General features: G+C 47.3%; 9 protein-coding genes. All 9 read left to right on the forward strand.

Going from position 1 to position 12261, the window contains the following annotated elements; translation table 11 throughout:
- Positions 1 to 180: 180 nt before the first annotated feature.
- Positions 181 to 1662: a CoA-acylating methylmalonate-semialdehyde dehydrogenase gene (locus ACXAD6_RS01380; RefSeq protein ID WP_474967305.1), complete on the forward strand. Its 1482-nt coding sequence runs from the start codon at positions 181 to 183 to the stop codon at positions 1660 to 1662.
- A 3-nt stretch (positions 1663 to 1665) separates the two neighbouring features.
- On the forward strand, positions 1666 to 2484 hold the full coding sequence (gene iolB / locus ACXAD6_RS01385) for a 5-deoxy-glucuronate isomerase (protein WP_474967306.1): 819 nt from the start codon (positions 1666 to 1668) through the stop codon (positions 2482 to 2484).
- A gap of 2 nt (positions 2485 to 2486) precedes the next feature.
- Positions 2487 to 3446, forward strand: coding sequence for a 5-dehydro-2-deoxygluconokinase (iolC, locus tag ACXAD6_RS01390; RefSeq protein WP_474967307.1), 960 nt, complete (start codon positions 2487 to 2489; stop codon positions 3444 to 3446).
- 7 nt (positions 3447 to 3453) lie between these two features.
- Positions 3454 to 5373 carry a 3D-(3,5/4)-trihydroxycyclohexane-1,2-dione acylhydrolase (decyclizing) gene (iolD, locus tag ACXAD6_RS01395; RefSeq protein WP_474967308.1) on the forward strand — a complete coding sequence of 640 codons (1920 nt, stop codon included), beginning with the start codon at positions 3454 to 3456 and terminating at the stop codon, positions 5371 to 5373.
- A 243-nt stretch (positions 5374 to 5616) separates the two neighbouring features.
- Positions 5617 to 6519, forward strand: coding sequence for a myo-inosose-2 dehydratase (gene iolE / locus ACXAD6_RS01400; protein ID WP_474967309.1), 903 nt, complete (start codon positions 5617 to 5619; stop codon positions 6517 to 6519).
- A gap of 60 nt (positions 6520 to 6579) precedes the next feature.
- Positions 6580 to 7605: an inositol 2-dehydrogenase gene (gene iolG, locus ACXAD6_RS01405; protein WP_474967310.1), complete on the forward strand. Its 1026-nt coding sequence runs from the start codon at positions 6580 to 6582 to the stop codon at positions 7603 to 7605.
- The gene (locus ACXAD6_RS01410) at positions 7598 to 8440 is read left to right on the forward strand and encodes a class II fructose-bisphosphate aldolase (RefSeq protein ID WP_474967311.1); all 843 of its coding nucleotides are present in this window, start codon (positions 7598 to 7600) and stop codon (positions 8438 to 8440) included. The genes iolG and ACXAD6_RS01410 overlap by 8 nt, the downstream gene beginning before the upstream one ends.
- Before the next feature lie 284 nt (positions 8441 to 8724).
- On the forward strand, positions 8725 to 10878 hold the full coding sequence (locus ACXAD6_RS01415) for a type IA DNA topoisomerase (protein ID WP_474967312.1): 2154 nt from the start codon (positions 8725 to 8727) through the stop codon (positions 10876 to 10878).
- Between the two features lie 296 nt (positions 10879 to 11174).
- On the forward strand, positions 11175 to 12134 hold the full coding sequence (locus ACXAD6_RS01420) for an ATP-dependent 6-phosphofructokinase (protein ID WP_474970337.1): 960 nt from the start codon (positions 11175 to 11177) through the stop codon (positions 12132 to 12134).
- Positions 12135 to 12261 lie beyond the last annotated feature (127 nt).

Genomic DNA, 12261 nt, shown 5'->3' on the forward strand with positions numbered 1-12261 from the left:
GATAGGTATTCTTCCACAACTAGTGTATCATGTTTTGTTTTATTTATACATATATTTTGGTTAAGTTACTCAAAAAATAACCAAAATATAATTAAGACTTGACTAATTTTGTGAATATTTATAGAATTGAACCAGAAGTTATCCAAAGTGTTTGAAGACGATTACCAAGGAGGAGAGAAAATGGCAGAAGTAACGACAGTAAAAACTTTGAAGAACTACATTAACGGTGAATGGGTGGAAAGTGAGAGTACGAAAACCCTTGATGTTTATAACCCGGCAACAAAAGAAGTGATGGCAAAAGCACCACTTTCCACACGCAGCGAACTGGATGAAGCGGCAAGAGTGGCTCAGGAAGCTTTTGAGGACTGGAAGGAGACGGCCGTACCGAAACGCGCCCGGATCTTATTTAAGTTTCAGCAGCTGCTGATCGATAACAAACAGGAACTGGCCGAAATCATTACAAAGGAAAACGGCAAAAGCTTGAAGGAGTCCCTTGGTGAAGTTCAGCGCGGTATTGAAAATGTTGAATTTGCTGCAGGAGCTCCGACATTAATGATGGGCGATTCCCTTCCTTCCATTGCGACGGATATTGAAGGAACGAACTACCGATATCCGGTCGGTGTTGTCGGAGGCATTACACCGTTCAACTTCCCGATGATGGTTCCTTGCTGGATGTTCCCGATGGCCATCGCAACAGGAAATACCTTCGTCTTGAAGCCATCAGAAAAAACACCGCTGCTGATTGAGAAGATTGTAACTCTGCTTGAAGAATCCGGACTTCCAAAAGGCGTATTCAATGTTGTCAACGGCGCCCACGATGTCGTGAACGGCATTTTAGAAAACGAACATATTAAAGCGATTTCATTTGTTGGATCCAAACCTGTAGGTGAATACGTCTACAAAAAAGGAACCGATAACCTGAAACGGGTGCAGGCGCTGACTGGTGCGAAGAACCATACCATCGTACTGAACGATGCCAACGTTGATCAGGCGGTTAAGGAAGTCATCGGAGCCGCTTTCGGTTCTGCCGGCGAGCGGTGCATGGCAGCTGCTGTCATTACAGTCGAAGAAGGCATTTACGATACATTTATCCAAAAATTAAAAACAGAAGCTGAAAATATTCAAATGGGGAACGGCCTTGATGATGGTGTCTTCCTGGGACCTGTCATCCGCGAGGAAAACAAGGAACGTACGCTTGAGTATATCAATCAGGGAGAAGAAGAAGGAGCAAAGCTTGCCCTGGATGGTCGTGACCGCTGCTCGGATGATGGCTACTTCGTCGGTCCGACGATCTTCGAAGATGTCACCACAGATATGAAGATTTGGAAGGATGAAATCTTCGCTCCTGTGCTTTCTGTCATGAAAGTGAAGAACTTGAAAGACGGCATCCGCACAGCCAACCAATCGGAATTTGCAAACGGCGCCTGCCTGTTCAGTGACAGTGCTTCAAGCATCCGCTACTTCCGTGAAAATATTGATGCGGGAATGCTTGGAATCAACCTTGGTGTACCGGCTCCAATGGCGATCTTCCCATTCTCCGGATGGAAGTCTTCTTTCTTCGGATCTCTGCACGCCAACGGGAAAGACGGCGTCGAGTTCTATACGCGTAAGAAAGTCGTTACCGCGCGTCACCTGAAACCTCAGTTCGAAGGGGAGGAGTAAGCGATGGCGGACCTGTTGTATAAACGAAGAGAATTGAAGTTATCTGAAGGCGTTACGTTAATTCAAGACTTGAACAAGGAAGCGACAGGTCTTGAGTACGTGCAGTTTAAGGTCATTGAAATGGAGGAGGGCGCCCGCTATGCGGAAACGCTGGAAAGCACCGAGTTGTGCGCCGTCGTCCTGACGGGGGATGTCGATGTAACCGTTGAGGAAGAAGTATACAGCAGCCTGGGCACGCGCGAAACGGTTTTTGAGAAGAAGCCGACGGACAGCATTTATATCCCGTCTTCTAAAAGCTTCCATGTTGAGGCTAATCAGCCGGCAAAGCTTGCGTTATGTTATTCCAACTCCACGAAAATGAAGGACACGAAGGTGATTCGGGCAGCCGATAATGATATTGAACACCGAGGCCGGTATTCCAATAAGCGTCTGGTTCATAACATTCTGCCGGACTACGCCGATATCCCGGAGAACCTGCTCGTCGTTGAAGTCTATACGGACAGTGGAAACTTTTCCAGCTATCCTCCACACAAACACGATCAGGACAATCTTCCCGAAGAGTCTTTCTTAGAGGAAACCTACTACCATGAAATCGATCCTGAGCAGGGGTTTGTCTTCCAACGGGTCTATACCGATGACCGCAGCCTGGATGAAACGATGGCTGTTGAACACCAGGACTGCGTGTCCGTTCCGAAAGGGTACCACCCTGTAGGTGTTCCTGATGGTTATGACTTATATTATTTGAACGTTATGGCTGGACCGAAACGGAAATGGAAGTTTCATAATGATAAAGACCACGAATGGATATTGGAGAGGGATTGATTATGAAAAAACTAGATATTGTCACGTTCGGAAGAGCAGCCGTTGATTTGAATGCCGTTGAGTATAATATGCCGATGGAAGAAACAATGACCTTTAAGAAGTATGTCGGAGGATCACCGGCGAACATTGCGATTGGTACATCGAAGCTCGGTTTAAAGTCCGGCATGATTGCTAAAGTTTCAGATGATCAGCACGGAAATTTTGTTATTGATTATATGAACAAAGTCGGCGTAGAAACGTCTTCGATAAAAAAAGATACCGAAGGCCGTAAAATCGGTCTTACGTTTACAGAAATCAAGAGTCCTGAAGAGTGCAGCATCCTTATGTACCGTGATCAGGTAGCTGATCTGTACTTGAGTGCTGATGATTTTGATGAGGATTACATCAAAAGGGCGGAAACCCTGCTTATCTCGGGAACGGCACTAAGTCAGTCTCCGTCCAGGGAAGCGGCTCTTCATGCCATGGATATCGCGAAAAAGAACGGGGTGGAAGTAATCTTTGAATTGGATTACCGCCCTTATACGTGGAAAAGTGAGGCGGAAACATCCGTCTATATGACTCTTGCTGCCCGCTCCGCAGATATCGTTATTGGAACGCGTGACGAATTCAACGTTCTGGAGAATTCCGAGGGAAACTCTGACAAAGAATCTGTGCAGCAGTTGTTCAACTATTCTCCTCATCTCGTCGTCGTCAAGCACGGAGTCAAGGGTTCCAAGGCCTTTACGAGAGATGGGGAAGTCATTGAAGGAGATATTTATAAGACACAGGTATTGAAGACCTTCGGCGCCGGGGATTCCTTCGCTTCCGGTTTCATTTATGCTCTGAAAAAGGAGAAAGGCATACAGGAAGCGCTGAAATACGGAAGCGCTGCGGCATCCATCGTTGTTTCCAAGCATAGTTCCTCTGATGCTATGCCGACAGTTGAAGAGATTGAACAGTTGATTCATAGTCAGGAAGGGTGAAACGAGCATGACAGAGAAAGTGAAACTTACAACCTCACAGGCACTCGTGAAATTCTTAAATAACCAATACATCCACTTCGACGGTGAAGAAACACCTTTCGTCGAAGGGGTGTTCAATATATTTGGTCACGGAAATGTTTTGGGCATCGGCCAGGCCCTGCAGGAGGATCCTGGACATTTGAATGTGATCCAGGGAAAAAATGAGCAGGGTATGGCGCATGCGGCCGCTGCTTTTTCCAAGGAGCATTTCAGAAGAAAGATTTATGCAGTGACATCATCCGTAGGTCCTGGTTCCGCCAACTTAGTGACAGCCAGTGCGACCGCCCTTGCGAATAACCTTCCTGTTTTATTCCTTCCGGGCGATACGTTCGCAAGCCGTCAGCCTGATCCCGTGCTGCAGCAGATTGAGCAGCTGCACAGTCACAGCATCACGACCAACGATGCTCTGAAGCCTGTATCCCGCTACTGGGATAGAATTGAGCGTCCGGAACAGCTGATGTCTGCTTTACTCCGAGCGTTTGAAGTTCTGACAAATCCGGAAACCGCGGGACCTGTCACATTGTCGATCGCTCAGGATGTTGAAGGGGAGACGTTTGAATACGAAAAAGCCTTCTTTAAAAAGCGGGTCCATTACGTCGATCGTATCCTTCCATCCGAAGCGGCACTCCAGCGTGCGGTGGACGAAATTCAGAAAGCTGAAAAGCCCCTGATCGTCGTAGGTGGAGGAGCGAAATACTCCATTGCAGGTGATGCGATTGCTGCTTTCTCAGAAAAGTACGGCATAGCGCTTGCAGAAACACAGGCAGGAAAATCAACCGTTTCCTCGGATCATCCCTTTAATATGGGAGGACTTGGCGTAACCGGGACGCTGGCAGCCAACAAAGCGGCTAAAGAATCTGATTTGATTATCGGGATCGGAACGCGCTACACCGACTTTACATCGTCTTCAAAAACCGCGTTTAATTTTGAAGAATCTACGTTCATTAATATTAACGTCAGTCGGATGCAGACCTATAAAATGGATGCCCACCAGCTTGTCGGCGATGCAAAAGCGACTGTAGAAAAGCTCGACAGCATGCTCGAGGGTTATGAGAGCGGTTTTTCCGGATTACTCGAGCAGTATAAAAAGGAATGGAAAGAGGAACGTCAACGTCTGGCAGACATTCAAGTGAAGCTGGATGATGACAGTTATCAGCCTGAAATCCAGGACGAATTCGGCCGTGAAAAATTGAAATCGTATGCAGAAGCTCTGGATACGACGTATGCGCAGACGTCTGCCTTGATTAAAGTCAATGAACTGGTGGATCCGTCCAGTTATGTTGTTACTTCCGCAGGTTCCCTGCCTGGAGATATGCACCGGTTGTGGAATCCATCTGTAGCGAATACGTATCACGTAGAGTACGGGTATTCAGCCATGGGATATGAGATTGCCGGCAGCCTCGGTGTGAAATTAGCGCACCCAGATAAGGAAGTTTACAGCTTTGTGGGAGATGGCAGCTTTCTAATGCTGCACACGGAAATGGTAACAGCCCTTCAATACGGACAGAAGTTGAACATCGTGCTGTTTGATAATTCCGGTTACGGCTGTATTAACAATCTGCAGATGGGGCACGGAAGTGACAGTTACTGCACGGAATTCACAAAGTCTGACGGCACCGTGCTTGCGGTTGATTATGCGAAAGTAGCTGAAGGATATGGCTTTGATACATTTACAGCTTCCAATGAGGCAGAGCTTGAAGAAGCCGTGAGAAAATCTAAGGAAACGGACAACTCTACGCTTATTCATATCCGGGTACTTCCTAAAACAATGACGGATGGATATGAGAGCTTTTGGAACGTCGGTATTTCTGAGCATTCCTCAAATGAGCGGGTAAACGAAAAAGCCGAGGAAGTGATCGGTATTCGAACGACCGCAAGGCAGTATTAGAAGACGAGGGCTTTGTGCATCAATCTTATGCATATGAGTGTCGCTGGATTAAGCCGTCAAGGCTTGATCCCAGACGACAACATGTAACTTATGGGGATATGAATGGCTCTCTTTTAACTTAGAGGCTACATAGATGAAAGACGGCTTTCGACTGAGGTTCCAGCCATATGATGAGGCAGGGGAGGACCAGCGGTTTTCGAAGAGAGTGTGAACTTTAAACTTTTATATTAAGGAGATCGGAAAATGGAAAATCAAATCAAACTGGGGTGTGCACCAATTGCCTGGACGAATGATGACATGCCTGAGCTTGGGAGAAACAATTCCTTTGAGCAGTGTATCAGCGAAATGGCACTTGCCGGATATACAGGTACAGAAATTGGCAACAAATATCCCCGTGACCCTGAAGTGTTGAAGCATTATTTGGATATCCGAGGCCTTGAGGTAGCCAGTGCCTGGTTCAGTGCTTTTTTAACGACGCAGCCGTTGGAAGAAGTGAAGGCTGATTTCATTGACCACCGGGATTTTCTCTATGCCATGGGGGCTGAAGTTATCGTCGTGTCTGAGCAGGGAAACAGTATTCAAGGTCAGATGGATACGCCGCTTTTTGCAGAAAAGCCTGTTTTTAATGAAGAAGAATGGAAGCGTTTTACTGATGGGTTGGAAGCACTTGGCGAACTGGCAGCAGAGAAGGGAATGTCAATCGTTTACCATCACCACATGGGGACCGGGGTGCAGACGACAGAGGAAATTGACCAGCTGATGTCCTCTACGGATCCGGACAAGGTCAGCCTTTTGTTTGATACCGGCCATCTCGTTTTTTCAGGCGAGGATCCTCTTGAAATTCTTGAGAAGTATTTTGACCGCATTAAACACGTCCACTTCAAAGATATACGGAGAGATATCGCTGCAGAAGTGCAAAGGGAACGGGACAGCTTTCTGACAGGAGTGAAAAAGGGGGCCTTCACGGTACCAGGAGATGGGATGATCGATTTCGCACCCATCATGAATTACCTGACCCGTCACGAGTACAATGGCTGGGTTGTTGTGGAAGCGGAACAGGACCCGGATGTATGCAATGCTTTTGAATATGCTTTAAAAGCGAAGCGGTACATTGACGAATTACTTCAAAAGGATAAGGTTCGTTGACTGGTATGTCTTTTTTATAAGCCGGCAGTCTTAGCATCTTCAATTGAAGGGGAGTACACGATGAAAAAAATAACAGTTGGTGTCATCGGTGCAGGTCGTATTGGTAAGCTGCACATTGATAACCTGAACAGGAATCCAAATGTCCGTTTAAAAAAAGTTTCGGACCTTTTTGCGGAACAGCTGATGGAATGGTTTGAAACAAGCGGGGTGGAAGAAATCACAACGGATTACCATGATATTTTTCAAGATCAGGAGATTGACGCGGTCTTTATCTGTTCTCCAACAAGTACACATGCGGACCTGATTAAACTGGCTGCTCAGCATAACAAACATATTTTCTGTGAAAAGCCTGTGAGTTTCAGTGACCAGGAAACGTTGGAAGCGTATGATCAAGTCCGAAAGGCGGGCGTTCAATTTCAAGTCGGATTCAACCGACGCTTTGACAGCAACTTCGCTGAGATGAAGGATCGTATCAAGCGCAGCGATATTGGTGATGTCCATGTTCTTAAAATCACGTCCAGGGACCCTAACCCTCCGCACCTTGATTATATTACATCTTCCGGAGGTTTGTTTATGGATATGACGATTCACGATTTTGATATGGCCAGACATCTGGTTGGGGATGAAGTGGTGGAGGTTTACGCTAAAGGCGGAAACCTTGTTGATCAGGCTATCGGTGAAAAAGGGGATATCGACACGGCCATTGTTACTTTGACCTTTGCAAACGGCGCTTTAGGTGTCATTGATAACAGCAGGGAAGCGGTATACGGCTATGATCAGCGGATTGAAATCTTCGGGAACGGCGGCGCTCTAGTTGCGGACAACCAGACATCGACGAATTTAAAATATTACAACGCTGGTACAGTAGAGTCTGATAAGCCGCTGCCGTTCTTTTTGGAAAGGTATAATGATTCGTTCATCCATGAAACGGAACAATTTATAGAAAGTATTCTTCAGGACCGTCCGACAGGCGTTCAATTCGAGGACGGCATTATGGCGCAGCGCATCGCGCGGGCAGCGCAGGAATCCTATGAGACGGGAAAACCGGTTCAAGTCAATTATGAGATTGGGCGATCCTATGTATAACATTTTAGATGATGCTTTAGAAAATAAGTACGCCGTTCCCCAGTTCAACATGAATGGCTGGATCTGGCTTGAGGCCATTTTAAAAACTGCAGAAGCCTGCCGCGCTCCGGTTATTGTAGGGACGACAGATAAAATCGTCGATCAAATAGGAGGATTCCGTCTGTTGTCTGAATCCTTTTCGATTATGAAAGAAGAAATCGGCCTGACGGTTCCGGCTGTTCTTCATCTCGATCACGGGCAGACCATTGAGCGCTGCATGGAAGCTGTAGATGCCGGGTATGATTCTGTCATGTATGACGGTTCCAAACTTTCCATTGAGGAAAACGTGAAGAATACGAAAAAGGTCGTCGCCTACGCCCATAAGCATGGAGTGACGGTTGAAGCGGAAGTCGGAAGCGTCGGAGGTACAGAAGATGGCATTTACAGCGATCTACTGTACGCCGATTTGAATGAATGCCGTACATTAATAGAAGAAACGGGTGTCGACAGCCTCGCTCCGGCTCTCGGTTCTGTGCACGGAAAGTACAAAGGTGAACCAAATCTTGGATTCAAGGAAATGGCCGCTCTTCGTGAATCGACCCCTGTGCCTTTCGTCCTTCACGGAGCCTCGGGTATCAATAATGAAGATCTGAGCAGGGCCATCAGCTACGGCCATGCGAAAATCAACTATAACACAGAGCTGAACATTGCCTGGTCGCAGGCGACGAGGCAGGTGCTGGAAGAGAACGAAGATCTTTATGCACCGATGGAAGTTTTGAAACCTGGAAAAGAAGCGTTGAAGAAAGCTGTGGAAACTGTCATCAAGCGGACAGGTGCATACCAGCAGATGAAATAACATAGAGTGGATGCTGTAAGGCTGTCGGAAAATTTTTCGACAGCCTGTTTTTTACTGGCAGATTTTACTGACAAATGATTTGTACAGGGTACTGTACCGGACGAGGGGCGTGTGGGAAAGTCCCGTTTATGGCAGGCATCCACCACCAAGCGGCCTTTGACCATCATCAGGCCATCGCCTATAGATATAATGTCTTTTTATATTTTCCATGATCCATATATCTTCCCTTGCTTTCCGGCCTGTCTCATAGTACTCTTGTGGTCTATTGAAGGGAGTGGAAGACCATGGAAAAGGTGGTCATCTTAGCCGAAAAACCCTCGCAGGCAAAAGCCTATGCCGAGGCCTTTACCGTTCAAAATAAAACGAAAACCTATATACAATTGAAACCTGACCATACGTTCCCGGACGGAGCAGTCATTACGTGGGGTGTCGGCCATTTAGTGGAGCTGAAGGAACCACACGATTATAAACCCGAATGGAAAAAGTGGAAGCTGGATCAGCTGCCGATCGTTCCGGAACGGTACCTTGAAAAAGTGTCCAAAGGCAAGTGGGATCAGTTTCAAGCTGTTAAAAAACTGTTCCAAAGTGCTGATGTCATCATCAATGCTGCGGACGTCGACCGCGAAGGCTCCAACATTTTCTACAGCATCCTCCGCCTGACCGGTGTAAAAAACAAGCCTGTCAAAAGGCTTTGGATCAACTCCCTCGAGCGGGATGAAGTGCGCAAAGGATTTCAGAACCTGCAGGCCAATGATAAAGACTTGCGTATGTTCGAGGAAGCCAAAGCCCGCCAGATCAGTGACTGGCTTGTCGGTATCAACGCCAGTCGTCTGTTTACTCTGCTGCTGCAGAAAAAAGGGTTCGGCAGCTACTTATCGATTGGACGCGTCCAGTCGCCCACGGTGTATTTAATTTATCAGCGTCATAAAGAAATCGAAACCTTCGTCTCTGAACCTTTTTATCAGATCGAAGGACAGTTCCAAGCAGAGAAAGGGTCTTACAAAGGCCTGGCCAAAATCAAGGAAAAGGATAAGGCAAAAGTACAAGCCTTGATGGATGAATACGGTTTAAAAGAAAATGAACCGCTGGCCGGTATTGTGGGGAACGTCGATAAGAAGACAAAGTACATCAAATCACCGAAGCTTCATTCGCTTTCCACACTTCAGAGTGTCGCAAACAGGCGTTGGAAGTACACGCCGTCCCAAGTGTTGAAAACGATGCAGAAGCTGTATGAGAAAAAACTCGTCACCTATCCACGGACGGACTGTAACTTTATAACGGAAAGTGAATTTTCCTACCTGGTGAAAAATCTGGATGGGTACCAGAAAACGCTGAACGTGTCGTTTACACCGGTTTCCACGAAGCCGAAGAAGCGCTACGTGGACAGCAGCAAAGTGCAGGAGCACTATGCCATCATACCGACAAAATCCGTACCTACAGAGAAAAAGCTGAGCGGGCTGAGCCGTGATGAGCAGAACATTTATAATGAAGTACTCGCTACGACGCTTGCGATGTTCCATACCGACTACATTTATGAAGAAACGACCCTGCACACCCATGTCAAGGAGCTGCCGTTTAAGACAACCGGTAAGCGCGACGTCAGTCAAGGGTGGAAGGAGCTGTTTCCGAAGCCCGCTAAAGCGAAGGAAAAGGAACCTCTGCTTCCTGAAGTCCATCAGGGAGAGGAAGTGGGCGCGAAGCTTCATATTAAAGAAAGCATGACGCAGCCTCCGAAGCCGTACACCGAAGGCCAGCTGATCAACATGATGAAGACGTGCGGGAAATGGATGGATGATGAAGAAGACGTTGAGATTCTGAAAGAAGTTGAAGGTCTTGGTACGGAAGCGACGCGTTCAAGCATCATCGAAACCATCAAAGCACAGAATTATATTGAAGTGAAGAAGAATAACGTCTATGTGACGGAAAAAGGGATGATGCTCTGCGAAGCCATCGAAGGCACCCTGCTGTCGAGTCCATCCCTCACGGCCAGATGGGAGACGTATTTGAAGAAGATCGGCAGCGGAGAAGGATCCCGTCAGGTGTTTCTGAAGCAGACCGGGCAGTTTATCGAAAAGCTCATTCAGGAAACGCCGGGCGCTCTGCAGCAGGTGGAAGTGCGGAGCACCGGAGAAAAGACATCATGGGGAAGCGGCAAAGAACCGATTGCCAAATGTCCCTCCTGCCAGACTGGGGAGATCATGGATCGTTATAAGTTTTACGGCTGCTCCAATTATAAGGAAGGCTGTAAGGTGACTTTTCCGAAGAAGCTTGCCGGCAAGACTCTGACAAGAAATATGATCAAGACGCTTTGTGAGAAAAAGAAAACGAGAGTCCTCAAAGGCTTTAAGGGCAAGAAGCCGTTCAGCACCGCCTTGAAGCTGGATGAGAACTACAGCATCAAGTTTGATTTTGAAAGTAGAAATAAGCAGACCACATAAAAAAGAGTCCTGCCCCAGGACTCTTTTTTTATGGTATTGTGGAAACTCAACCTTCATTTGTCCCTCCTGCATAGGTTTTTGTTTCAATGGTTGTGGTCATGATTTGCGTATACCTTTGAGCTGGAGTATATTTGTTGAACTTTTGTAAAATAAACAGGAGAATGATGAGTAGGGATTTCTCGATGTAGTGATGGGGAAGAAAGAGAATCGGGAAGCTTAAGGACGAAACGGCGAAGCATCACACCGGCATTTCCAAGTGCCGGGGACGGATTCCTAGTGGAAAGTGAGTGGTCATGATGAAAAGATTCGGTGTATTAACAAGTGGAGCAGATGCTCCGGGAATGAATGCAGCCATCCGGGCTGTTGTCCGTTCCGGTATTTACTACGATGTGGAAATGATAGGAATACAATATGGTTTCCAGGGCCTTATAGATGGAAAAATGGATCAGATGGATGCTGCATCTGTCGGATCGATCATGCAGCGGGGCGGAACGATTTTACAGTCCTCCCCTTCCGATGTAATTCTTACTGAAGAAGGTAAAGGAAAGGCTCTTCAAAGGATCAAGGAGCATGGAATCGATTCCCTTATCGTCATCGGCGGGAAAGAATCGCTGCAGGCGGCGGCTGTCCTGGAAGAAGCGGGCGTACCCACTGCTGCGATTCCGGCGACGATTGATTCTGATATCCCTGGTGTTTCTGAAGTCATTGGTTTTGATACGGCTCTGAATACGGTAATGGACTACATTGACCGGATCCGGGATACGGCTTCCTCCCATGAAAAGTCTTCCATTATTGAAGTGATGGGCCGGGACACCGGTAATCTTGCTCTTTGGTCCGGACTCGCCGGCGGTGCGGAAAACATTTTGATCCCTGAGAAAAAAGAGGACCTGGACTCCATTGTTGAGCAGATCAAGCAGGGGCCGTCGCGCAGCAAACGCTACAGTATCGTTGTTGTTGCAGAGGGAACCGTGAGTGGGATCGATCTCAACGAACGACTGAAGCAGGAGGCAGGCATCGAGTCACGTGTGACGGTTCTCGGCCATACCCAGCGCGGAGGTGCCCCGACAGCGGCAGACCGGATTCTTGCCAGCCGCCTTGGTGCCTATGCGGTCGATCTGTTGATCAAGGATCAATCAGGTGTGATCGTCACGATAAAGGATCATCAGCCTGAAGCCCTTACCTATGGATTTGTCCATACGAAAACAGTACAAGTGGACGAAGACGTGTACAACCTATCCTCTCGTTTATCCATATAAAAAACTTCCCATCTTCAGGGTGGGAAGTTTCAGCTTGTAGAGAAACCTCTGTTTCTTTACAAGCTTTTTTCTTTCTTACCGCCAGGAGCGAAAGGGGCACCGCTCCTTGGGAGTTTTTTAACATCGA

The sequence above is a fragment of the Halobacillus sp. ABH2_015 genome (assembly GCF_056158945.1).

Coding starts and splice junctions, on each gene's coding strand:
- ACXAD6_RS01415 (WP_474967312.1), top strand. CDS start 8,725: ATGGAAAAGGTGGTCATCTTAGCCGAAAAACCCTCGCAGGCAAAAGCC.
- iolG (WP_474967310.1), top strand. CDS start 6,580: ATGAAAAAAATAACAGTTGGTGTCATCGGTGCAGGTCGTATTGGTAAG.
- iolD (WP_474967308.1), top strand. CDS start 3,454: ATGACAGAGAAAGTGAAACTTACAACCTCACAGGCACTCGTGAAATTC.
- iolC (WP_474967307.1), top strand. CDS start 2,487: ATGAAAAAACTAGATATTGTCACGTTCGGAAGAGCAGCCGTTGATTTG.
- iolB (WP_474967306.1), top strand. CDS start 1,666: ATGGCGGACCTGTTGTATAAACGAAGAGAATTGAAGTTATCTGAAGGC.
- ACXAD6_RS01380 (WP_474967305.1), top strand. CDS start 181: ATGGCAGAAGTAACGACAGTAAAAACTTTGAAGAACTACATTAACGGT.
- ACXAD6_RS01410 (WP_474967311.1), top strand. CDS start 7,598: ATGTATAACATTTTAGATGATGCTTTAGAAAATAAGTACGCCGTTCCC.
- ACXAD6_RS01420 (WP_474970337.1), top strand. CDS start 11,175: ATGAAAAGATTCGGTGTATTAACAAGTGGAGCAGATGCTCCGGGAATG.
- iolE (WP_474967309.1), top strand. CDS start 5,617: ATGGAAAATCAAATCAAACTGGGGTGTGCACCAATTGCCTGGACGAAT.